We start from the raw sequence: 24,405 nt of genomic DNA, 5'->3' as shown, positions 1-24,405 counted from the left end.
CTATCACTAACCTACTTCTAGTCTTCTACTCTTCTATTCTCTAAAATTAAAAACAAGCCGATTCCCTGACTACTTACTTATTCCGTAATAACTTTCACCACCAAAAACACTTGAGCGTTGTATGGCTAAGCCTCTCGGGCAATTAGTACCGGTTAGCTCAACGTCTCGCAACGCTTACACACCCGGCCTATCTACGTCGTCGTCTCCAACAACCCTTACAGTATTAAATACTGGGAGAACTCATCTCGAGGCAAGTTTCGTGCTTAGATGCTTTCAGCACTTATCTCTTCCGCATGTAGCTACCCGGCAATGCGTCTGGCGACACAACCGGAACACCAGTGATGCGTCCACTCCGGTCCTCTCGTACTAGGAGCAGCCCCTCTCAATTCTCCAACGCCCACGGCAGATAGGGACCAAACTGTCTCACGACGTTTTAAACCCAGCTCGCGTACCACTTTAAATGGCGAACAGCCATACCCTTGGGACCTACTTCAGCCCCAGGATGTGATGAGCCGACATCGAGGTGCCAAACACCGCCGTCGATATGAACTCTTGGGCGGTATCAGCCTGTTATCCCCGGAGTACCTTTTATCCGTTGAGCGATGGCCCTTCCATTCAGAACCACCGGATCACTATGACCTGCTTTCGCACCTGCTCGACTTGTCCGTCTCGCAGTTAAGCTTGCTTATACCATTGCACTAACCTGACGATGTCCGACCGTCATTAGCAAACCTTCGTGCTCCTCCGTTACTCTTTGGGAGGAGACCGCCCCAGTCAAACTACCCACCAGACACTGTCCGAGTACCCGTTCCAGGCACTTCGTTAGAACATCAAACGTTAAAGGGTGGTATTTCAAGGATGGCTCCACGATAACTGGCGTTACCGCTTCAAAGCCTCCCACCTATCCTACACATCAAAATTCAAGGTTCAGTGTCAAGCTATAGTAAAGGTTCACGGGGTCTTTCCGTCTAGCCGCGGGTACACCGCATCTTCACGGCGATTTCAATTTCACTGAGTCTCGGGTGGAGACAGCCTGGCCATCATTATGCCATTCGTGCAGGTCGGAACTTACCCGACAAGGAATTTCGCTACCTTAGGACCGTTATAGTTACGGCCGCCGTTTACTGGGGCTTCGATCAGGCGCTTCTCTTGCGATAACGCCATCAATTAACCTTCCAGCACCGGGCAGGCATCACACCCTATACGTCCACTTTCGTGTTTGCAGAGTGCTGTGTTTTTAATAAACAGTTGCAGCCAGCTGGTATCTTCGACCGGTTCAACCTTCAAGGGTATACCTCTACAATCTACGCCGGCGCACCTTCTCCCGAAGTTACGGTGCTATTTTGCCTAGTTCCTTCACCCGAGTTCTCTCAAGCGCCTGAGTATTCTCTACCTGACCACCTGTGTCGGTTTATAGTACGGTTTATTATAATCTGACGCTTAGTGGCTTTTCCTGGAAGTGTGGTATCGGTTACTTCGGCACCTTAGCGCCTCGTCATCATCTCTCGGTGTTGATAAGCGTCCGGATTTGCCTAAACGCTCCACCTACCAACTTAAACGACCATTTCCAACAGGTCGATAACCTAACCTACTCCGTCCCCACATCGCAATTATAACAAGTACGGGAATATTAACCCGTTTCCCATCGACTACGCTCTTCAGCCTCGCCTTAGGGGCCGACTCACCCTGCCCCGATTAACGTTGGACAGGAACCCTTGGTCTTCCGGCGAACGGGTTTTTCACCCGTTTTATCGTTACTTATGTCAGCATTCGCACTCGTGATACGTCCAGCAGCCCTCTCGAACCACCTTCTTCCGCTTACACGACGCTCCCCTACCCAACAGGCGTATCACTAATATTCCTCACGCTCCACTCGCGCCTTTCTGTTCGCTCTCGCTTACAGCCGACTCAACGTGTTGGTCGCTTAACCAACTTGCTCTCTTCCTTCGCAAGTTGTTAATCGTAAGGCGTATTAGTGATACGCCTGATGCCGCAGCTTCGGTGCTATATTTGAGCCCCGTTACATCTTCCGCGCAGGCCGACTCGACTAGTGAGCTATTACGCTTTCTTTAAATGATGGCTGCTTCTAAGCCAACATCCTAGCTGTCTAAGCCTTCCCACTTCGTTTCCCACTTAATATAAACTTTGGGACCTTAGCTGGCGGTCTGGGTTGTTTCCCTCTCCACGACGAACGTTAGCACCCGCCGTGTGTCTCCTATGCATTACTCTTCGGTATTCGCAGTTTGCATCGGGTTGGTAAGCCGGGATGGCCCCCTAGCCGAAACAGTGCTCTACCCCCGAAGGTATTCACATAAGGCTCTACCTAAATAGATTTCGGGGAGAACCAGCTATCTCCCGGTTTGATTGGCCTTTCACCCCCAGCCACAGGTCATCCGCTAATTTTTCAACATTAGTCGGTTCGGTCCTCCAGTTAGTGTTACCCAACCTTCAACCTGCCCATGGCTAGATCACCGGGTTTCGGGTCTATATCATGCAACTCGACGCCCAGTTAAGACTCGGTTTCCCTTCGGCTCCCCTATTCGGTTAACCTCGCTACATAATATAAGTCGCTGACCCATTATACAAAAGGTACGCAGTCACCCTCGCGGGCTCCCACTGCTTGTACGTACAAGGTTTCAGGTTCTATTTCACTCCCCTCACCGGGGTTCTTTTCGCCTTTCCTTCACAGTACTGGTTCACTATCGGTCAATCAGGAGTATTTAGCCTTGGAGGATGGTCCCCCCTTCTTCAAACAGGATTTCTCGTGTCCCGCCCTACTTCTCGCAAGCTCAGTACCACACAATGATTTTCAAGTACGGGGCTATCACCCTGTGCCGCCCGGCTTCCCAGCCGGTTCCTCTAATCCTCATGCTATCACTTGCCGGCTCTTACGCTTTCGCTCGCCGCTACTGACGTAATCTCGGTTGATTTCTTTTCCTCGGGGTACTTAGATGTTTCAGTTCTCCCGGTTTGCCTCAATAACCTATGGATTCGGTTATTGATAGTAGATTCTTCATCTACTGGGTTGCCCCATTCGGATATCTTGGGTTAGACGCTTCTTATCAACTCACCCAAGCTTTTCGCAGATTAGCACGTCCTTCTTCGCCTCTGATTGCCAAGGCATCCACCTTGTACGCTTAGTCACTTAACCATACAACCTCAAGTATTCTTATACCTGTGTCGTTCGTTATTACTAAACACTTGACCGCTTTTGCCCGGCCAAGATTTTTTATACTCAGACTTTCTTTTCAGAAAATCTCTCAGTTTTTCAGCTTGTTTCCAATTTTTTAAAGAACAAAAAGACAATAAAAATCATCTTTAAATGGCGTCCCCACGGGGATTCGAACCCCGGTTACCGCCGTGAAAGGGCGATGTCCTAGGCCTCTAGACGATGGGGACAACAGTTAAAGCGGATCTCTCGACGCCTTCGCTTGTTCCGCGCTTTTCTCCTTTTATTACCAGACCTAGATGATAATAAAAAAGTGCGGTCGTTTCTTCTCTTTTTCTATCAAACAATCTGTGTGAACACTTGCCAGTCGCCTAAAACTTAGTAAGGAGGTGATCCAACCGCAGGTTCCCCTACGGTTACCTTGTTACGACTTCACCCCAGTCATGAATCATACCGTGGTAAACGCCCCCCCGAAGGTTAAGCTATCTACTTCTGGTACAACCCACTCCCATGGTGTGACGGGCGGTGTGTACAAGGCCCGGGAACGTATTCACCGCAACATTCTGATTTGCGATTACTAGCGATTCCGACTTCATGGAGTCGAGTTGCAGACTCCAATCCGGACTACGATGCACTTTCTGAGATTCGCTCTACCTCGCGGTATCGCCGCCCTCTGTATGCACCATTGTAGCACGTGTGTAGCCCTACTCGTAAGGGCCATGATGACTTGACGTCATCCCCACCTTCCTCCGGTTTGTCACCGGCAGTCTCCTTTGAGTTCCCATCTTTACATGCTGGCAACAAAGGATAAGGGTTGCGCTCGTTGCGGGACTTAACCCAACATTTCACAACACGAGCTGACGACAGCCATGCAGCACCTGTCTCAGAGCTCCCGAAGGCACTCCCGTATCTCTACAGGATTCTCTGGATGTCAAGAGTAGGTAAGGTTCTTCGCGTTGCATCGAATTAAACCACATGCTCCACCGCTTGTGCGGGCCCCCGTCAATTCATTTGAGTTTTAACCTTGCGGCCGTACTCCCCAGGCGGTCGATTTATCACGTTAGCTACGAGCACCAAGCCTAAAGCCCAATCCCCAAATCGACAGCGTTTACCGCGTGGACTACCAGGGTATCTAATCCTGTTTGCTCCCCACGCTTTCGCATATGAGCGTCAGTATCTTCCCAAGGGGCTGCCTTCGCCTTCGGTATTCCTCCACATCTCTACGCATTTCACCGCTACACGTGGAATTCTACCCCTCCCTAAAGTACTCTAGACTCCCAGTCTGAAATGCTATTCCCAGGTTAAGCCCGGGGCTTTCACATCTCACTTAAAAGTCCGCCTGCATGCCCTTTACGCCCAGTTATTCCGATTAACGCTCGCACCCTCCGTATTACCGCGGCTGCTGGCACGGAGTTAGCCGGTGCTTCTTCTGTGATTAACGTCAATTGCTTGTCCTATTAAAACAAACACCTTCCTCGTCACCGAAAGAACTTTACAACCCGAAGGCCTTCTTCATTCACGCGGCATGGCTGCATCAGGGTTCCCCCCATTGTGCAATATTCCCCACTGCTGCCTCCCGTAGGAGTCTGGACCGTGTCTCAGTTCCAGTGTGGCTGGTCATCCTCTCAGACCAGCTAGAGATCGTCGGCTTGGTAGGCCTTTACCCCACCAACTACCTAATCCCACTTGGGCTCATCTTATGGCGGGTGGCCCGTAAGTCCCACCCTTTAATCCGAAGATATTACGCGGTATTAGCGACAGTTTCCCGTCGTTATCCCCCTCCATAAGCCAGATCCCCAAGCATTACTCACCCGTCCGCCACTCGTCGGCAAAGAAAGCAAGCTTTCTTCCCGCTACCGTTCGACTTGCATGTGTTAAGCCTGCCGCCAGCGTTCAATCTGAGCCATGATCAAACTCTTCAATTTAAAAAGTTCAATCGCTCAAAATACTGACTATAAATCATTAATTAAATTAACTTTGTTCAGCACTCTAAGTCTTGTTTAAATTTTTTGTTTAAACGAATCTTTCAAGTGCCCACACAGATTGTCTGATAAGTTGTTAAAGAGCAAAAAAGTGGTCGGCGAGATAGGATTTGAACCTACGACCCACTGGTCCCAAACCAGTTGCGCTACCAAGCTGCGCTACTCGCCGACTTTTTATCTTGATTAAGATAATTGGGGTGGCTAATGGGATTCGAACCCACGACAACTGGAATCACAATCCAGGGCTCTACCAACTGAGCTATAGCCACCATTGTTTGATTCAGTTTCAACTTCGCTGACCTGGCGCGCTCGACAAGATTCGAACTTGCGACCTTTGGCTCCGGAGGCCAACGCTCTATCCAACTGAGCTACGAGCGCGCATTGCGTCGTTGCGGGGCGTATATTAAGGATTTCCACTACTCTTGTCTAGCACTTTTTTCATTTTTTTTTATTTTTTTGATCGCTTGATGTGTTTTTATTCAATTTGAACGTAATTTATTATAATTCCGTCTATTTTTAGCTCAGGTTTCCTTTTTTCTTTTCTTCTAATTCTTCCCATCTTATAAACGCGTTTTCTAATTCTGCTTCTTTATCCGCTAACTCCTGTAATTTAGCTGAGGTATATTCGTGGGATTGTTGGAAAAAATCGGGATTTCCCACTTCATTTTGCAAATTTTCAATCATTTTTTCCAACTCCTCCAATAATTGTGGAAGTCGTTCCAGCTCTCTTTGTTCTTTATAGGAAAGCTTTATTGTTTTCTGATTATTATTCGCCGTTGAAATTTCCGATTTTTCCACCGCACTTTCCGGCTGCATTTTTTTCGGTTTGGCTTGTTCGCTCGCCATTTTGCTCGTCAGCGCATTTTCCTGCTGCTGTTTGGCATCAAAAAAGCCGCCTACATATTTACTTAGCTGCCCGTTGCCTTCAAACATATAGCATTCCGTTGCCACATTATCAATAAATTGACGGTCGTGGCTCACAATCAATAAGGTTCCCTGATAATCCGCCAAAATATCTTCCAGTAACTCAAGAGTTTCTATATCCAGATCATTTGTCGGTTCGTCAAGAATCAACAGATTATTCGGTTTTAATAACAGTTTTGCCAAAAGTAAGCGATTACGTTCACCACCGGATAATGCTTTTACCGGCGTCATTGCCCGTTTCGGCGGAAACAGAAAATCCTGCAAATATCCCAATACATGGCGCTTAACCCCATTGACTTCAATATCTTGCTTACCATCAGCCACATTATCCATAACTGTTTTTTCCGGATCAAGATCCGCTCTGTATTGGTCGAAATAGGCAATATCTAGTTTTGTACCGCAGCGAATATGCCCGGACGTAGGTTGCAACTCACCTAGTAAAAGTTTAATGAAGGTAGTTTTACCACAACCGTTTGGCCCGACTAAAGCGATTTTATCGCCCCGCAAAATGGTTGTGCTGAAATGCGAGAGCAATTGTTTTCCTGCGATAGCATAACTTGCGTCCTCAACTTCAAACACAATTTTGCCTGAACGGCTGGACGTATCTAATTGTAATTTTGCACTGCCCAATACCTCTCGACGTTGGCGACGTTCTTCTCTCAGCATCTTTAATGCCCGAACTCTGCCTTCATTACGCGTGCGACGGGCTTTGATTCCCTGACGAATCCATACTTCTTCCTGAGCGAGTCGCTTATCGAACAGCTCGTTTTGCAGAGCTTCCACGCGCAGGTTTTCTTCTTTAGTGGTGAGATAAAGATCATAATCACCGGGATAAGACACTAATTTGCCCCGGTCTAAATCCACAATCCGTGTCGCCATTTTGCGAATAAATGAGCGGTCATGAGAAATAAAGACAATACTGCCGGCAAAATCCAACAGAAAGGTTTCCAGCCATTCAATGGCATCTACATCTAAATGATTGGTGGGTTCGTCTAATAAAAGTACGTCGGGATTACAAACCAATGCACGGGCGAGCGCCGCTTTACGTAACCAACCACCGGATAATTCCGATAGCAACGTATTAGGATTAAGTTCCAATTTTCCTAATACTTCATTAATTTTATTTTCAAACTGCCAGCCGTTTTCATGTTCAAGACGGCTTTGCACCTGTGCCAATTTGCTTAACAAGTTGTCATTATAATCGCTTTCCAGTAGAGTTGAGATATGATGATACTCTTTCAATAAATCCGCTAAATGCCCGATACCTTCCGCTACATAATCAAAGACATTGCCTTGTGCGTGGCTAGGCGGATCCTGTTCCAGACGAGAAACAATCAAATCTCTTTCATACTGTATTTTACCGTCGTCCATAACCACATCGCCGGCAATAATTTTCAGCAAGGTGGATTTTCCTGCGCCGTTACGCCCGACCAAACAGACCCGTTCACGGGGTTCGATATGCAAATCCGCATGATCTAATAAAGGTGCGTCACTAAAAGAAAGGTAACCGTTCGTTAAACTAATTAATGCCATAAAATTCTCAAATCCGAATAATAAAAAATTAGTGGGATTTTAGCAGTTTTATTGAAAAAAGAAAAAGTGCGGTAAAAAATTCCCGATTTTCTGACCGCACTTTTAATCCGATCGTAAAATAATACGCAAAGACGTAATAAAACTGGCGGCGGGAGAATAAATTACTTACTATAATGCCATTATCGGCTAAAAAACCGCGTATCTTAATCCAAGGAGGATATATGGAAACCACATTTCGTCATGTTGCCGCACAAAAACATATTGCTTTGGTCGCCCATGATCATTGCAAAGAAGATCTGATTAATTGGTGTCAGAAAAATGTGCATCATCTACAAAACCATCAGCTTTATGCAACAGGAACTACCGGGCATTTAATCGAAAAAGCGACCGAATTAAAAATCAACAGCTTATTAAGCGGACCGATGGGTGGCGATCAGCAACTGGGCGCATTAATTGCGGAAAATAAAATCGACGTGATGATTTTCTTTTGGGATCCGATGAATGCGGTGCCTCATGACCCGGATGTGAAAGCCTTATTACGCATTGCCGCAGTATGGAACATTCCCCATGCTATGAATATTGCAAGCGCCGATTTATTAATTAATTCGCCATTAATAAACCGAGAAATCGAACTCCGCATTCCCGATTATCAAACTTATCTACAAAAACGCCTGAAATAATCGGTTTTTACCAGGAGGTTTATTATGGCTTTAATTTTAAATATTCTGAATTTTGTCCTGGGCGGATTCGCCACTACCTTAGGTTGGCTGATTGCAACGATCATCAGTGCGGTTTTAGTGGTAACACTGCCTTATTCCCGCGGTTGTTGGGAAATTACCAAAATGTCTTTAATGCCTTTTGGTAATGATATTATCCACGTGAAATATCTTGAACCTCGCTCTTCTCTTTCAAATTCCTTGGGATCGGTGCTGAATGTTTTGTGGTTCGTACTATTCGGTTGGTGGCTGTGCCTGTTGCATATATTAACGGGCATAACCCAATGTTTAACATTAATCGGCATTCCTACCGGGCTTGCTCATTTTAAATTAGCCAGAATTTCCTTATTCCCGGTGGGGCAACGTGTTGTTCCGAAAGAAATGGCGCAATTGGTTTACCGTCATCAGGCTGAAAGAGAATTTGAAAATCAGCGTAACGCATAATTATTGAAAAAGGCGCTTTGGGGCGCCTTTTTACTGGTTGAGATTATTCGTTTTCTTCTAATTCGTCCGCCATTGCGGCCAGAATTTCTCTGGTTAGCAATGCCAACGAACGGTAAAACGGCAACAATGCGTAAGTTTCCACATGAGTTAAAAACTTACTGGCGCAAGGCAACAAGAAAGATTCGAACAATTCCTGTTGCGCACTGATAGAATCCAAATTGTCTTCAATCCAGGAAGCTGTCAATAAAAGTAAGCTGAAATTATCCGCACTTTCCACTTCCGGCATTCGGCGGGTTTGTCGAAAATTAATAAATTCATCTACATTTAACCCGTAAGCGGAAATCCGGCTGTCAATTTTAGGCTGTTCGCCGGCAAATAACCGCTCATATTCCTGCGCCAAAACCTCTTTTGCAATAGTCATTTGCACCGAGTCTAAAGCCTGCCGGACATCTTCATCCGTATCCAGCGGCCAAACCTGTTCCAACCCTTTTTGTTGCAGCCAGCCGAATACGCCGTCAAGAATGCTGTCTGTGGGCGAACGGTAAAATAAATTACCGAACAATCGACTAATCAATGAGAAATTATTAATTATCGTCTCTGACATTAGGCTTTTCCTTCTAAAAGTGCGGTCAGATTTTCTTTAGTTTTTTGTTCGACTTCGTTAAGCAGAGCCTGTCTTTCTTCAGAACTGATAATATGAATATCGCCCAGCAGGCGATGATCGATATCAATAATGCCCACATAATTAAATAAGCCGTTAACCAGCGTATCGTTCAAAGACCGAGCAAAGCCCATTTGTTGATAACGTTCCTCATTATTACCCATCGTAATAAACTGTTGCATTTTTTTGCCCTGAATTAACCCGACGGTACCGGTTTCATCGGTTTTATAGGCGAATCCGTGGGTAAACACGCGATCGAAATAGCCTTTTAAAATGGCGGGGAACCCCATCCACCATAAGGGATAAATTAACGTAATTAAATCCGCTTCGGAAATCAATTGTTGTTCATGTCTGATCGCCGCAGGAATAATCTCTTTAAAAGAACCGGTCAACTCTTCCCAGGAAACGACGGGGTTAAAATTCATACCATAAAGATCCCGTACCGTCGTATCAACATTCATTTTTTGACTGGCTTGCAAAACGCGTTCCAGTATCGCCTTGTTAAAACTATTTTTAGTATTCGGATGAGCAAAAATAACTAAATGCTTCATGCTTAATTTCCTAATTTACGTACAATAAGGGTTATACCCCGTACCTTTAAAACTTCAATACGATCGCCCACTTTCAATTCTTTTCCTTGAATGCGCCAAGTGGTATCACCAAAATAACCCCGTCCGACGCCGTTTAAAGCAATTTCCTGTACGGCGCCGATTGCGCCGATCATGGCGTGGTTTCGTTGATTCAGCACCGAACGGGCTTCGTCACTTTTATCTTTATTATGTTGATATTTCCACCAAACCAAACTTAACAGCAAGGCTAATACCGCATAAGAAATGCCCAATACGGTAAGAGTTAAAGTGGTGAATAATGCCATAATCGCCGCCATAATGATAGCGGATATTCCCCACCAGAGCAGAAAAATACCGGGGATCAGAATCTCCCCGATAAGCAATAAAAAACCTAAAATGAGCCAGTGCCACACAGACCAAGCGAATAACCAATCCATTTTGACTCCTTAATTATCAGGGTTACTTTTTCACATCTTTTAGTAATTCCGCAATACCGGCGACAGAACCGATTAAATTCCCCGCTTCCAACGGCATTAACACTACTTTACTGTTATTCGAGCCGCCGATATCCTTCAATGCTTCGGTATATTTTTGTGCGATAAAGTAATTAATCGCTTTGGTATCGCCGTTAACAATCGCATCGGATACCATTTGGGTGGCTTTTGCCTCGGCCTGCGCCGCACGTTCTCGGGCTTCCGCCTGCAAAATAGCTTCTTGTTTTTCACCTTCCGCACGAAGAATACGGGATTGTTTTTCTCCTTCCGCACGTAAAATCTGCGCCTGACGAACGCCTTCCGCTTCTAAAATTTCCGCACGTTTATTACGTTCGGCTTTCATCTGCGCATTCATGGCTTCGCTTAGTTCGCGAGGCGGACGAACGTCACGGATTTCAATCCGGGTAACTTTTACCCCCCAAGGATTGGTGGCTTCATCAACGATAGACAGCAATCTGCCATTAATGTTATCCCGTTGCGACAGCATTTCGTCCAGTTCCATCGAACCTAACACAGTACGAATGTTGGTCATCACCAGGTTCACAATTGCTTGTTCCAAATGATTTACCTCATAGGCTGCGCTGCGGGCGTCAATAACCTGCACAAAGCAAACCGCATCAATGGACACGTTGGCGTTATCTTTTGAAATAACTTCCTGTGACGGAATATCCAGCACCTGTTCCATCATGTTGATTTTTCGTCCGACCCGATCAATAAAAGGTACAATAAAATTCAGCCCCGGACTTAGGGTTTTAATATAACGACCGAAACGTTCAATCGTCCAGTTATAACCTTGTGGTACTGTTTTTAATGCCGAGGAAACGACAAATAAAATCAATACGATAAACACTATTACGGTAATCGGGAAACCTTCCATAATATCCATTTTTTCTCTCCTTTTAGTTACTCTAAATAAAAGTGCGGTAAAAATTTACCAATTTTTTACATTATTCCATAATATCCGCAGATTCCAATGTTTTTTGTTGATAGCAATAGCCTTCTTCCTGCGGTATAAACTCAAATAAATGGGTAATGCAATTCGGCGCGTCCTGATCTTGATGGGAAACAAACAGTAATTGGGTTTCACTGTTTGAGACCAACTGTTCAATAAAACTTTTAACCAATTTACGGTTTATGCCGTCCAGCCCTTGCAGCGGTTCGTCAAGGATTAAAACCGGCGGATGCTTCACCATCGCTCTGGTAATCAATAATAAACGTTGTTGCCCCCAGGAAAGGGAACGAAAAGGTTTCTTGGCGAGCGAATCCATATTTAAACGGGACAACCATTGCATCGCTTTGATACGTAAAGCGTCGGGAACCTGCCGGTATACTCCGATACTATCAAAGAAACCCGAAATAATCACATCAATCGCGGTACTGTTTACCCGGTAATCCATATGAAGCTGACTGCTGACATAACCGATTTTCTGTTTAATATCCCACAGGGTTTCGCCGCTGCCTCGCCGCTTACCGAACAAAACCACATGATTGGCAAAAGCCTGCGGATGATCGCCGGTGATAATTGAAAGCAAGGTGGATTTTCCCGCACCATTAGGGCCTTTAATCCACCAATTCTGTTTTGCTTTTACCGTCCAGTTTAAGTTATTCAAAATAACTTTATCGCCATATTGAATAGTCACATTTTTCAATTCAAAAGGATTCTGCCCTTCCGGCAAGCGGATTAACGGTGAGGCGCTGCCTGGTAGCGGCACATCTTCGGCATCTTCGGCATATTTCAACTGTTGGTAAACGCTTTGCCCTTCAATATCCTGCCGTTTGCCCGCTAAAATCATTTGCTTATTATCTAAAATCGCCACAAAATCCGCTATACTTGGAATGTCGGAAAACCGATTTACAATCAAAACTAATGCCAATTTGCCTTTTAACGATTCAAGTAATTTGAGCCAATCCTGCACGGATTGCCGATCTAAGCCTTCAAACGGATCATCTAAAATTAACAAATCAGGCTCACTGACCAATGCCTGCGCTAATAACACCTTACGGCTTTCACCCGTTGAAAGCTTGGTAAAAGGACGGTCTAATAATTTTTCAATATGCAAATACTGCGCATAAAATTCACATAAATTATTTTTATCCGTACCGTTTAAAATAATTTCACGAGCGGTTTTACCGAAATCATCGGGCGCCTCATCATTATTTAAGTCTTTAAATGTCTGCTCCAGAATTTTCTGTTGTTTCTCAAAAGAGAGCAAACTGATGCTGTCAAACTGATTTTGATATTCTCCGTTGTATAAAGAAAGTTTCTTTTCCAACGCCAAAGAAAATGCCGTTTTGCCGCTGCCGTTATAACCCATAACAACCCAGAAATCACAAGAATGAATTTCAAAGTGCGGTATACTTAATAAATTATTTTGGTGCAGCTCGAATTGCGCATTCCGCATAGCCAACTTACTCATGATTCAGTTTCTTCCTTATATCCATTTTTTATATTCTTATCTTTTCATTATTCATCAGCCCGCAAATGAAATAAAGCCCTTTCTTCGTTCATAAAGAAAGAGCTTTAGTCGTTAAACAATAGTTACGGGCGAAAACGCTTAACTATTTTTACGTTCTTCGGACATACAAGCGGCAGCGGTAAATAAAACGTCCGTTGAGGAGTTCAATGCCGTTTCGGTTGAATCCTGTAATACGCCGATGATAAAACCGACACCGATAACCTGAGCCGCGATATCATTTGAAATACCAAACAAGCTACAAGCTAACGGAATTAACAATAATGAGCCGCCGGCAACACCTGAAGCGCCGCAAGCACAAATACTCGCGACTAGGCTTAATAAAATCGCCGTTGGAATTGATACTTCAATACCTAAAGTAAATACCGCCGCAAGGGTTAATACAGTAATAGTGATAGCCGCACCGCCCATGTTGATAGTTGCGCCCAACGGAATTGAAACGGAATAGGTTTCTTCGTCAAGATTCAAACGTTTTGCCAATTCCATATTTACCGGAATATTTGCCGCAGAGCTGCGAGTAAAGAATGCGGTTACGCCGCTTACACGGATACATTCCCAAACTAACGGATAAGGGTTACGACGGATTTTCCAGAATACAATAATAGGATTGATAACAAAGGCCACAAAAAGCATCGAGCCGACCAACACCGCTAATAATTGTACGTAATCCAGTAATGCGCTTAACCCTTTATCGGCCAGGGTTGAAGCAACCAAGCCGAATACCCCGATTGGCGCGAAACTAATAATGAAATGAACAATTTTAGAAACCGCTTCGGCAAAATCATTCATCACGTTTTTCGTTGTTTCGGAGGCATAACGCAAGGTAATACCAAGACCAATCGCCCATGCCAAAATACCAATAAAGTTAGCGTTAAATAATGCGGTAATCGGGTTGTCCACCACATTAAATATAAGTGCGGTTAAAACTTCGGTAATTTTGCCCGGTGGTGACAATTCGGCTTCATTTGTTGCCAACGCAATGGTAGTCGGGAACATGAAACTTGCAAATACAGCCGTTAATGCGGATAAAAAGGTGCCGATTAAATACAAATAAATAATATCTTTCATATTGCTTTTTGAGCCGACTTTTTTATTTGCAATGGCGGCAATCACCAGCACAAATACTAAAATAGGCGCAACGGAACGCAATGAACGAACGAAAATCTGACCGAGCAAGCCCATTTTTTCCGCAAGGTGAAAACCAAGTGCGCTTTCCAAAGACGGGCTGACTAAAGCAAAGATAATCCCCAGTAGCAAACCAATAGAAATTCGTTTAACCAGATTTCCATGGAATAAAAATGAAAATAAACGTGAAATATTCATAAATTAATAAACTTAGGTTATGCAAGCGAAACTTGCGAGTTGCTAAATAAAAGATCTTAAGATCTTCCGCACATATTCCTTCAAAAAGGCACAAGCAAACGATTAACATTAGGTGGCAAAAGGAAAATGGTTTCAGAAGATTAGCGCAAATTTCTAGTAAAAGAAATATTATTTTAAGATTTTCTTACATTCTATAAAAAATTCATTTGACCATCTGTTTGTTTATACAGTATATTACACCTGTATAAACAAACAGTTCGCCAAACTATGAGGAAAAGATGATGAATTATGTAGCTCATGCAAAAGATCAAGCTCTAACTGCACACCACGATTTATTTTCTTATCATCCCATGCCGTTTTATGAGGATACGGAACAAACAAGATCCCGTTTTCATAAAAAATTAGATCTTAATCTCTATTGCATTAAACGCCCTCAACAAACTTGTTTTATTCGCGTACAGAATCCCGATCTGATGGCTTGGGGAATCGAACAAGGCGATATGCTGGTAGTGGAGAAAAATGACAGTCTGTCTATCGGCGATCTAATCGTGATTGAAGTGAACCAAAAACTGGAAATCTTTGAATTTATTGCTTATGACAAAAACGAATTCGTCTTTTTGAGTCTCAGTTCCAAATTAAACAATATCAGAACGGCAAATTGGAGTACATTGCCGATTATTGGTACGGTGACCAATACAATTCATCAAATGAAGCCTAAAAACACGATCAGTTTTGCCGCATAACTTTGTAAATTGGCCAAAACGGCTTCCGGACACATTGGCGGAAAGCTTAAAAATATAAAAAGTGCGGTCGATTTTTTGTGATTTTTTAAAATATTACTCGTAATTAAATAATCAATTGTATTTTTTTATAATAAAAATTGTCTAATTGAAATAGAGCACAAAAAAATGCTTTTCTTTTGATGAAAAGTCGGTATGATTAGCCGGCTTTTTGCTCACTTTCTTATTGAGCAAAACCTCTCTCTTCATTGAGAAAATAAAAAAGCTGAAACGCTTTTTTTAATAAGTAGCGAGTCAAATGCCCCATGGCGTCTGTTTTTAAGAAACAGAAAGCTTAGGCTTCCCGCAAGGCACCCGACTTATTTTTTTCACCTCTTTTTAGAAGGTTTTAATTCAATGACAATTACCACTCCTGTAAAAGCAGTTCTTGCTTCAAACCAATATTTCTTAGATCGTCAAAACGCGATGGAATCAAATGTTCGCAGTTATCCGCGTAAACTCCCTTTTGCTTATGCTAAAGCGCAAGGTTGTTGGGTAACTGATGTTGAAGGCAATGAATACCTCGACTTTTTAGCCGGTGCAGGAACATTAGCTTTAGGTCATAACCACCCGGTTTTAATTCAGTCCATCAAAGACGTTTTAGACAGCGGTCTGCCGTTGCATACCCTTGACTTAACAACGCCGTTAAAAGATGCATTTACCGAAGAATTACTGTCATTCTTCCCGAAAGATCAATATATTCTGCAATTTACCGGCCCGTCGGGAGCAGATGCTAACGAAGCGGCAATCAAATTAGCCAAAACCTATACGGGTCGCGGCAATGTAATCGCATTTTCCGGTGGTTTCCACGGTATGACACACGGCGCATTATCTTTAACCGGCAATCTCGGTGCAAAAAATGCGGTACAAAATCTAATGCCGGGCGTACAATTTATGCCGTATCCGCACGAATATCGCTGTCCGTTCGGTATTGGCGGCGAAGCCGGTGCAAAAGCGGTGGAACGCTATTTTGAAAACTTTATTGAAGACGTAGAAAGCGGCGTAGTAAAACCTGCGGCGGTAATTCTTGAGGCGATTCAAGGTGAAGGAGGTGTGGTGCCGGCACCGGTTTCATTCCTGCAAAAAGTCCGCGAAGTCACACAAAAACACGGTATTTTAATGATTGTCGATGAAGTGCAGGCGGGTTTTTGCCGTAGCGGCAAAATGTTTGCCTTTGAACATGCGGGCATTGAACCCGATATTGTGGTAATGTCTAAAGCGGTTGGCGGTTCATTACCGTTAGCGGTACTTGCCATCAAAAAAGAATTTGATGCGTGGCAACCTGCCGGTCATACGGGGACATTCCGCGGCAACCAATTAGCCATGGCAACGGGTTATGCTTCGCTTAAAATAATGCGTGAAGAAAATCTTGCCCAAAATGCGCAACAACGCGGCGAATACTTAACTCAGGCATTGCGCGAATTGAGCAAGGAATTTCCTTGTATAGGTAATGTGCGCGGTCGCGGTTTAATGATGGGTATTGATATTGTTGACGAACGAAAACCGCAGGATGCCGCTGGTGCTTATCCGCAAGACGGCGAGCTTGCTGCAACAATCCAAAAATTCTGTTTCAAAAACAAATTATTACTGGAACGCGGCGGGCGTAACGGCAATGTTGTGCGCGTACTTTGTGCAATAAACATTAATCAAGCGGAATGTGAAGAGTTTATCAAACGCTTCAAACAATCCGTGACGGATGCGATTAAAGCGGTACGCGGTTAATTAAAAGTGCGGTCAATTTTGCATAAATTTTTAACGATTTGATCGCTTGCGGGGTGGGTGTTATCCCGCCTTTTTTATAAAACCAATGCAAAAAGGTGGGACGACGCCCACCTTACGGGACAAACATGGCAGATATTTCAAAACACAGACAATCGCTTTTTTGCAGCGATCCGCAATCCATCGCCGATTATGAAACGGCAATGAGCAATGCGGTAAAAGCGGTTTCGAATTGGCTTAAAAACGAGAAAATGTATACCGGCGGCTCCATCAGGGAATTGCGTAAAACCATCGGCAGCTTTAATCCAAGCAAACAAGGCGTTGGCGTAAATCAATCCCTAGATCACTTAGTGGATATTTTCCTGAACCCAAGTTTAAAAGTGCATCATCCGCATTCCCTGGCGCACTTGCACTGCCCGACTATGGTTGCCAGCCAGATTGCGGAGGTGTTGATCAACGCCACTAACCAATCCATGGACTCTTGGGATCAAAGCCCGGCGGGTTCCATTATGGAAGAACAGTTAATTGATTGGTTGCGCCAAAAAGCGGGTTATGGCCAAGGCACTTCCGGTGTGTTTACTTCCGGCGGTACTCAATCAAACTTAATGGGCATCTTACTTGCCCGGGATTGGGCTGTCGCAAATCATTGGAAAAATGAAGATGGCTCGGAATGGTCGGTACAAGAAAACGGTTTGCCGGCGGAAGCACTTAAAAAACTCAAGGTCGTCTGTTCGGAAAACGCCCATTTTTCAGTGCAAAAAAATATGGCAATGATGGGAATGGGGTTCCAATCCGTGGTTACCGTGCCCACCAATGCCAATGCGCAAATGGATGTGGCTGAACTGGAAAAAACATTGGCAACATTAAAAGCGGAAGGCAAAATCGTCGCCTGTATCGTGGCAACTGCGGGGACGACGGATGCGGGCGCCATTGACGATTTGAAAGCAATCCGTAAACTGGCGGATGCATATCAAGCCTGGTTGCACGTCGACGCGGCTTGGGGCGGTGCGTTGTTGCTGTCAAAAGATTTCCGTCATTTGTTAGACGGCATTGAATTAACGGATTCCATTACCTTAGACTTTCATAAGCATTTCTTCCAAAGTATTTCCTGCGGGGCGTTTTTGCTTAGGGACGAAAGAAATTACCGTTTTATCGATTATAAAGCGGACTATCTCAACTCCGAATACGACGAAGAACACGGCGTGCCGAACTTGGTTTCTAAATCGCTGCAGACTACCCGTCGTTTTGATGCTTTGAAATTATGGTTCACGCTTGAAGCGCTCGGCGAAGATCTCTATGCGTCAATGATTGATCACGGTGTAAAACTTACCAAACAGGTGGAAGAATATATTCGCACCACTGAGGGCTTGGAAATGCTGGTGCCGACCCAATTTGCGGCAGTACTATTCCGCGTGGCGCCTGAAGGTTATCCGGCGGAATTTATCGACGCCTTAAATCAAAATGTCGCCGATGAATTATTTGCCCGAGGTGAAGCCAATATTGGCGTGACCAAAGTAGGCAATAAACAATCGTTGAAAATGACCACCTTAAGCCCGATTGCAACGCTTGAAAACGTGAAAGCCCTACTGGCTTTAGTGTTAGCGGAAGCGGAACGCATTAAAGATGCCATAGCCAACGGCACTTATGTTCCGCCGATAGATTAATCCACCGAATTGCCGGTAGGATTGCATAAATTTATAAAAAATTAACCGCACTTTTGAGCTTTTTTGGCGCTCCAAGTGCGGTTATTCTTTCTATTGGATTAAATTAAAAATTTAAATAAGGCGTAATTTTTTCAATAGTGGCGTCACCAATGCCGTCAATATTAGATAACTCGGACGCATTTTTAATCTTGCCTACTTTTTTACGATAATCGACAATTGCTTTCGCTTTCACTTCACCTATTCCGGTTAAACTCTGCAATGTTTTTGCATCAGCGGTATTAATATTCACTTTAGAAGATGAATTCAGCGCATTTTTAACCGTTGGCTTCATTGAAGCGGCTTTATCTTTTGTTGATGTCACTGAATTTTTCGCCGTCTCCATTCTTTCTTTAGCACTTTCCGACAGCTGATTTTTTGTTGATTTTGTTTTTTCCTTCACGCCGTTGACTTTATCCCCGCCGAATTCTTCACAGCCTTTTGACCGCCGGAAAGTTGTTCATTCACGGTATTTTTTGTTGCGCCGACTTTCTCTTTTGCCATTATTTTCGTTCCGTCTTTAACGGTTGCAAACGGGTTTGCGTTATCGACGGCTAATACCGAACCTGATACGCCGAGAGCTAAACATAGTGCTAACATTGATTTGAAAGTTTTCATTCATGATCCTTAATAATATTTTTACCTTGCGGTAAAAGCGAGTTTAATGTCCTTCTTAAGACTTGCCATTAAAAAATAAGTTCACTGATAAATTAATAAGTTATCGATGAATCAGATACAAAAAAAACTACATTGAAAAATGCAGTTTTTTACATAAAATTTCTGTACTTTATTTCAAATAAGGATTCGTTTTTTTCTCCGCACCTATGGTAGTGTAAGGTCCGTGCCCCGGAATAATTATCCAGTCATCACCGAGCGGAAACAATTTTTCTTTAATAGACGAGATAAGATCATCATAACTTCCCCCTGGAAAATCTGTTCGCCCAATACTGTTGCGGAATAAAACATCCCCTGTAAAAGCAACAATATTCTGATGTTCAAAAAAACCTACGTGTCCGGGAGTATGGCCTGGTAAATGCAATACCTCTAATTTTAAGCTACCCACTTCTAAAACTTCATTTTCACGGTTTAACCACATATCCGGCAGAAAAGCGTTCGCTTCAAAAAGACCGAATTGAGCGGATTGCTGCGGTAAATTTTCAAACCAAAAAACATCATCTTCATGGGGACCGATAATATCAACGCCAAAATGCGCTTTTAATGCGGGAGCGGCACCGATATGATCCAAATGCCCGTGGGTTAACAGGATCATTTTTAAGTCTAATCCGTTTTCTTCAATTTTCTCAATTAATTTTTTAGGCTCGCCGCCGGGGTCAATAATTGCCGCATTTTTTCTGTCATCCCAAATTAATGAACAATTTTGCTGGAATGAGGTTACGGGGATAATATCAATATTCATATATAACTTATACTAGGATGAAATAGTTCATGCGCTGTTTTAATAAAAGGAGAAGTTAAGCGTTACTTAGTTTAAAAAATACCGTAATAAAGGGAAATTCTAAACATCCTTTAATTCCGTTAACTACCGGACCAAGTTCTTACCGGACCGGTGTCCACATGCACAAAATTGCTACGAGGGTAATAACCTACGCCCCCGTTACTCAAACTTTCGGCGGAACGTTTTACGTTGGCTAGAGAAACGCCGTCGATTCGAAAATCGATTGCCTGCCCTTTTACATGAAAACTGTTACTTGCCACACCGCGACTACGGCGATGCATAGCGGAGTTTGTTGCCGCTGAACGATAGCCGCAAATAATTTGAATTTCCGTATTACGTAACCCTAAATTGCCTTGAATTTGATAGAGTTTGGAAAATAAATTAGGATCCATTCGATAAGTATGATTATTGCGTCTATCGCGCAATAACCAATTTAATTGATTTAATGCTGAAGATGATAATAATTTACCATTTACTATTTCAGAGCTGAAACGCTCTCCCGTGTTAATATTTCTTAAACGCAAAATACGGGGACTAGGTGTTGAAGCGGCGGCTAACACTGAATTAGGTAAAATAGTTGCGCCTAAAATAATGCCGCCAAGCGCTAACCATTTACGACGGTTATGGTTAATTTCATTCATCTTCAATTTCTCTTCGGTTTATAACTAACATCGGTTGGACAAAAAATGGTAAACGTAAGTTCTCAAATTAAGCAAAAAATGACCGCACTTTTTTTCGCTCCGTCAAAAAGCGAAAAGTGCGGTTAATATTAAAGGTATTTTTTCACCGTATGCCAATTAACATAGCTTGGTTGCTGAACGATATCATAACCGTAAATATCCGGTAATGTATTCACTTGTCCGTTTTCCACCCAAGCCGTCACATAATACAGATAAACCGGATTATCGGAATAAATCGGCGCAGATGTCGTTTTCTTGCTATTCAATACGCGTTGTTTTTTATCTTCCGACCAACCGGCTTCTTTTAATAAAATGGATGCCAATTGGTTGGATTTTTCGACACGTACACAACCGGAACTCAATGCACGATCCTGTTTGTTAAACAGGTTATGATTTGGTGTATCATGTAAATAAATCGCGTCAGAACTAGGCATATTAAATTTAAAACGACCTAACGCACTATTATCTCCGGCATCCTGACGGATACGGTAAGGGAATTTGCTGCCGATAGCCGCCCAGTTAATACTGTTTGGATTAACTTTATTCCCTTTACTATCAAGAATACTATAACCGTGCGCACTCAAATAGCCCGGATTTTTCTTAATTTTAGGCACAATATCCTCATTAATTAAGCGAGTCGGCGCATTCCAAGGCGGATTAACCACCACGTTACTTAATTTACTATACATAACAGGCGTACGTCGTTCTTTTTTACCGACAATGACACGGGAATTTAATATTAACTGGTTATCACGATAATAATTCAACTGATAACTCGGAATATTGACAAAAATCCCGTTACTAAAATTTGGAATAACCCGTAAACGCTGTGCATTCAGCGCTAATTTGTATAATATTGCCGAATTCACGGATTTATCGTCGTCAAAGTCAGAACTGCCAATCTTATCAATAGTTTGCTGATAAATTGAATTATTCGTGGTTAAAGAATTGACATAAGCAAAATTTTGCCCGTTTTTGACCGCACTTAACCATTCTTCAACGTCCGTTTCGCCAGGCTTGGCCGGCTTGTAGCCGTTTATTGTATAAAGCCAGTTTTGTGCCGAATTAAAGACGTTTTTCGCATAATACATATAATCTAAAAACGCATCGGTTAATAAAATATCATATACCGGATTATCCCCGGCATTCGTAGCGCTGATCGCCTCTAGAGATCTGGCGGAACGAACGGAAATTCCGCTTGCAACCATTGCAGCATATTCTCTTAAAAATTTCTTTTCCGCATCCTTATCCTGCCAAAGCAAAGCGTATTCGTTATCGGCATAAATTTTCGCCACTGCAGACTTAAACTGCAAATCACGCTCACCTATAATTTCGGTTAATTTAGCTTCCGCCTGCCGCTGCTTCTCAGCTGAAATTCTGGCATCTTCGGCCATTTTTTCCTGCTCGATCTGCTGATTTGCAAGATCAACATCAATACTTTCTTTATTGGACGAATGCGGGCTTACATAATCAGAAATAGCACAACTTGAACATAAACCTGAAATTAAAATAGCTAATTGCGCTAGTTTAAATGTCGATTTTCCGTACATTAGAGTTCCTTAAATAGATCACGACAGATCATTAATATATAGGGATGTTTAATACATCCCCATAATGATCTAAATTATTTAGTTTCCGGTCTAACGTCTTCCTTTGACTTCACTGTCTCCGTTTTCACTTCCGCAGTTTTTTTACTTTCGGCTTTCACATCCTTTGTATCCGCTTTGTTTTCTAACGACATAGCCTTAGCCTGTATTGATTCCTTATCAGTTTCAAATTTAGCCAAATCCGATGCCATTTTTTCCGCTTCTTTCAGGAAGAAATCCGGCGCTTCATAATCTTTCGCTAAATCATTAATATCTTTTAAGGCTTTTTTACCTTCACGGGCAAAACGCTCATTTAACGCTTTCAAACGACGGGCATCATCTTTATCATTTTCCGCTTTACGTTTTTCGTAATTCAACGATAAATACTTACGCTCGCTACGCTCGTCCCGAATTTTTAAATCCTCCGCTAAGGCAATAAATTCAGGATCCTTAGAAATACGATCTAAGTGTTTAGACTTGAGTACCTCTACCGCATCCCTTGCATGGCTGACTTGTGAATAAGTTGCCGCCGGAATTTTATCCCAAGGTAAAGCATTATCTTCTTTTTCCTCACCGTTTTCTTTAGTATCAATAATTGCCGGGAAATTAATATCCGCTGTAACTCCCTTCAATTGAGTACTGCCGCCATTGATACGATAGAATTTTTGGATCGTATATTGAATAAAACCCAACGGTTCCTGATCTAGGTCATACACGAAATTCAGCGAACGACTTTGTTGAACCGTACCTTTACCGAACGTATCCTGACCAATAATAATACCACGGTTATAATCCTGCATAGCAGCGGAGAAAATTTCCGATGCCGATGCACTGAAACGGTTTGTCATCACTAAGAGTGGACCGGTGTAAACCTGTGCGTTATCCGGATCTTCATGCACACGGATACGATTATAAGCATCGCGAACCTGAACAACCGGACCGTCACTGATAAACAATCCGCTTAATTCCACCGCTTCCGTTAAAGCGCCACCACCGTTTTCACGTAAATCAATAATTAATGAAGTCGCTTTTTTCGCCTTCATCTGTTCCAATAATTTACGCACATCCGCAGTTAAGCCGATATAAAAAGTCGGAATTTTAATTACCGCAACATTTTGACCGTTAACTTTTTCAACGGTTAATTTTGCGGCGCTATCCTCAATACGCACTTTATCCCGTACCAAGGTAATAATTTTACTTTTACCGCCTTTTGCCGGCTCAATTTCCAACCGAACCTTCGAGCCTTTCTTGCCTTTGATTTTATCGACCACGTCTTCCAAACGCCAACCGACAACATCTTCAATCTCGCCTTTTGCCTGACCTACACCGATAATTTTATCGCCGGCTTTAATTCTTTTACTGCGTTCCGCCGGCGCGCCCGGTACTAAAGATTTAATTGTAGTAACGTCATCTTCCTGCTGTAATGTCGCACCGATACCTTCCAACGAAAGATTCATACTTTCATTGAAACTTTTAGCCGTGCGCGGCGCTAAATAACTGGTATGAGGATCAATTTCGCGGGCAAAAGCATTCAAAAATAATTGCGTAATATCATCCGCATTGGTTTGAGTCAAACGACGAATCGCTAAATTATACCGTTTGGTTAAGGTTTTCTTAATTTCCGACCATTTTTTGTCTTTTAATTTTAAGTCAATAATGTCATTTTTGACCCGAGCCGCCCAAAGCTTATTCGCCTCTTCTACGCTTGCCGGCCATGCAGCTTTTTTACGATCAATTTCAATTTGATCATCATCTTTTAAGCTCGGTTCTTTATCAAGTAAAGACAACGCATATTCATAGCGTTCATAACGACGTTTTGCCATTAAGTCATACATAGCAAAGGCAATATCCAATTTTCCTTCATTCAGTTCGTCATCAAGTAACGCCGCATATTTAGCCTGCAATTCGTCAATATCGGATTTAATAAATAAATTATGGCTATAATCCAGAAAATCCAAATAACGAGCGAAGATCTTGTGAGAAAATTCATCGTCAAGCTGGAATTTGCGATAATGGGATTGCGTTAATCTTGTCGTCGCGCGCTTAGTTGCTAATCCGTTTTCCTCTGTTGGTTGTGGAATAACAATATCACTTGCTTTTAAAGTCGGATGCACGGCAAATGCGTTTCCGCTCATACCGATTACCGCGCTCACGACTAAAGTTGCCAGATAAGTTTTAGATTTATTCAACTTCATT

Annotated in this window: 18 protein-coding genes, 4 tRNA genes and 2 rRNA genes; 5 read left to right on the top strand and 19 right to left on the bottom strand. The window is 43.1% G+C overall.

All coding sequences use genetic code 11. The annotated features are described in order from the left end of the window. Nucleotides 1–121: 121 nt before the first annotated feature. The 7 genes from MS_RS03905 to MS_RS03875 form a co-directional block, all read right to left on the bottom strand. Nucleotides 122–3,151, bottom strand: a 23S ribosomal RNA gene (locus MS_RS03905). A gap of 172 nt (nucleotides 3,152–3,323) precedes the next feature. Continuing rightward, nucleotides 3,324–3,399, bottom strand: a tRNA-Glu gene (locus MS_RS03900). A 152-nt stretch (nucleotides 3,400–3,551) separates the two neighbouring features. Then, nucleotides 3,552–5,094 (bottom strand): 16S ribosomal RNA (locus tag MS_RS03895). Together the 16S and 23S rRNA genes with 4 tRNA genes alongside form the textbook arrangement of a ribosomal RNA operon. A gap of 149 nt (nucleotides 5,095–5,243) precedes the next feature. Beyond that, nucleotides 5,244–5,320 (bottom strand) — tRNA-Pro (locus MS_RS03890). 24 nt (nucleotides 5,321–5,344) lie between these two features. Then, a tRNA-His gene (locus MS_RS03885) sits at nucleotides 5,345–5,420 on the bottom strand. Nucleotides 5,421–5,452: 32 nt separating this feature from the next. Beyond that, nucleotides 5,453–5,529: transfer RNA gene (locus MS_RS03880), tRNA-Arg, on the bottom strand. Between the two features lie 138 nt (nucleotides 5,530–5,667). Then, entirely contained in the window at nucleotides 5,668–7,608 is a 1,941-nt protein-coding gene (locus tag MS_RS03875) for an ABC transporter ATP-binding protein (protein WP_011200019.1), read from the bottom strand. 221 nt (nucleotides 7,609–7,829) lie between these two features. Between MS_RS03875 and MS_RS03870 the strand changes: the two genes are divergently transcribed. Together MS_RS03870 and MS_RS03865 are read left to right on the top strand one after the other, a co-directional pair. After that, entirely contained in the window at nucleotides 7,830–8,288 is a 459-nt protein-coding gene (locus MS_RS03870) for a methylglyoxal synthase (RefSeq protein ID WP_011200018.1), read from the top strand. Nucleotides 8,289–8,312: 24 nt separating this feature from the next. Beyond that, nucleotides 8,313–8,768 (top strand): YccF domain-containing protein, encoded by a 456-nt coding sequence (locus MS_RS03865; protein WP_011200017.1) that lies wholly within the window; start codon nucleotides 8,313–8,315, stop codon nucleotides 8,766–8,768. A 43-nt stretch (nucleotides 8,769–8,811) separates the two neighbouring features. On the opposite strand, the gene MS_RS03860 is transcribed toward MS_RS03865, so the two are convergent. The 6 genes from MS_RS03860 to sstT all read right to left on the bottom strand — a co-directional run bounded on the left by MS_RS03860 (nucleotide 8,812) and on the right by sstT (nucleotide 14,289). Continuing rightward, a complete protein-coding gene (locus MS_RS03860) occupies nucleotides 8,812–9,372 on the bottom strand; it encodes a TorD/DmsD family molecular chaperone (RefSeq protein WP_011200016.1) in 561 nt (186 codons plus the stop codon). Continuing rightward, on the bottom strand, nucleotides 9,372–9,980 hold the full coding sequence (locus tag MS_RS03855; protein ID WP_011200015.1) for an NAD(P)H-dependent oxidoreductase: 609 nt from the start codon (nucleotides 9,978–9,980) through the stop codon (nucleotides 9,372–9,374). Before MS_RS03855 ends, MS_RS03860 begins: the two co-directional genes overlap by 1 nt. Before the next feature lie 2 nt (nucleotides 9,981–9,982). After that, a complete protein-coding gene (locus MS_RS03850) occupies nucleotides 9,983–10,435 on the bottom strand; it encodes an NfeD family protein (RefSeq protein WP_011200014.1) in 453 nt (150 codons plus the stop codon). A gap of 22 nt (nucleotides 10,436–10,457) precedes the next feature. Then, nucleotides 10,458–11,378 carry an SPFH domain-containing protein gene (locus MS_RS03845; RefSeq protein ID WP_011200013.1) on the bottom strand — a complete coding sequence of 307 codons (921 nt, stop codon included), beginning with the start codon at nucleotides 11,376–11,378 and terminating at the stop codon, nucleotides 10,458–10,460. 61 nt (nucleotides 11,379–11,439) lie between these two features. Then, nucleotides 11,440–12,909 carry a molybdate ABC transporter ATP-binding protein ModF gene (gene modF / locus MS_RS03840; RefSeq protein WP_011200012.1) on the bottom strand — a complete coding sequence of 490 codons (1,470 nt, stop codon included), beginning with the start codon at nucleotides 12,907–12,909 and terminating at the stop codon, nucleotides 11,440–11,442. Nucleotides 12,910–13,047: 138 nt separating this feature from the next. Beyond that, entirely contained in the window at nucleotides 13,048–14,289 is a 1,242-nt protein-coding gene (sstT, locus tag MS_RS03835; protein WP_011200011.1) for a serine/threonine transporter SstT, read from the bottom strand. A 278-nt stretch (nucleotides 14,290–14,567) separates the two neighbouring features. On the opposite strand from sstT, the gene MS_RS03830 reads away from it, so the two are divergent. The 3 genes from MS_RS03830 (at nucleotide 14,568) to ddc (ending at nucleotide 18,451) form a co-directional block, all read left to right on the top strand. Next, nucleotides 14,568–15,032, top strand: coding sequence for a LexA family protein (locus tag MS_RS03830; RefSeq protein ID WP_011200010.1), 465 nt, complete (start codon nucleotides 14,568–14,570; stop codon nucleotides 15,030–15,032). A 393-nt stretch (nucleotides 15,033–15,425) separates the two neighbouring features. Beyond that, nucleotides 15,426–16,790 carry a diaminobutyrate--2-oxoglutarate transaminase gene (locus MS_RS03825; protein ID WP_011200008.1) on the top strand — a complete coding sequence of 455 codons (1,365 nt, stop codon included), beginning with the start codon at nucleotides 15,426–15,428 and terminating at the stop codon, nucleotides 16,788–16,790. A gap of 125 nt (nucleotides 16,791–16,915) precedes the next feature. Further along, nucleotides 16,916–18,451: an L-2,4-diaminobutyrate decarboxylase gene (gene ddc / locus MS_RS03820; RefSeq protein ID WP_041639635.1), complete on the top strand. Its 1,536-nt coding sequence runs from the start codon at nucleotides 16,916–16,918 to the stop codon at nucleotides 18,449–18,451. 103 nt (nucleotides 18,452–18,554) lie between these two features. Here the strand turns inward: ddc and MS_RS11095 are convergent, their stop codons facing one another. The 6 genes from MS_RS11095 to prc all read right to left on the bottom strand — a co-directional run bounded on the left by MS_RS11095 (nucleotide 18,555) and on the right by prc (nucleotide 24,404). Continuing rightward, nucleotides 18,555–18,812 (bottom strand): ComEA family DNA-binding protein, encoded by a 258-nt coding sequence (locus MS_RS11095; RefSeq protein ID WP_226977688.1) that lies wholly within the window; start codon nucleotides 18,810–18,812, stop codon nucleotides 18,555–18,557. A 74-nt stretch (nucleotides 18,813–18,886) separates the two neighbouring features. Then, nucleotides 18,887–19,105 (bottom strand): hypothetical protein, encoded by a 219-nt coding sequence (locus tag MS_RS11090; RefSeq protein ID WP_011200004.1) that lies wholly within the window; start codon nucleotides 19,103–19,105, stop codon nucleotides 18,887–18,889. A gap of 169 nt (nucleotides 19,106–19,274) precedes the next feature. After that, nucleotides 19,275–19,904: an MBL fold metallo-hydrolase gene (locus MS_RS03805; RefSeq protein ID WP_011200003.1), complete on the bottom strand. Its 630-nt coding sequence runs from the start codon at nucleotides 19,902–19,904 to the stop codon at nucleotides 19,275–19,277. A gap of 119 nt (nucleotides 19,905–20,023) precedes the next feature. Next, nucleotides 20,024–20,584, bottom strand: a complete 561-nt coding sequence (locus MS_RS03800) for a YcbK family protein (protein WP_041639633.1) — start codon at nucleotides 20,582–20,584, stop codon at nucleotides 20,024–20,026. Nucleotides 20,585–20,712: 128 nt separating this feature from the next. Further along, the gene (locus tag MS_RS03795) at nucleotides 20,713–22,173 is read right to left on the bottom strand and encodes a L,D-transpeptidase family protein (protein WP_011200001.1); all 1,461 of its coding nucleotides are present in this window, start codon (nucleotides 22,171–22,173) and stop codon (nucleotides 20,713–20,715) included. Nucleotides 22,174–22,247: 74 nt separating this feature from the next. Continuing rightward, a complete protein-coding gene (gene prc / locus MS_RS03790; protein WP_011200000.1) occupies nucleotides 22,248–24,404 on the bottom strand; it encodes a carboxy terminal-processing peptidase in 2,157 nt (718 codons plus the stop codon). Between the last annotated feature and the right edge of the window lies 1 nt (nucleotide 24,405).

This window comes from [Mannheimia] succiniciproducens MBEL55E (assembly GCF_000007745.1).
In the GTDB taxonomy this organism is placed as follows: domain Bacteria; phylum Pseudomonadota; class Gammaproteobacteria; order Enterobacterales; family Pasteurellaceae; genus Basfia; species Basfia succiniciproducens.
This window is presented reverse-complemented; position numbering and strand designations above follow the sequence as displayed.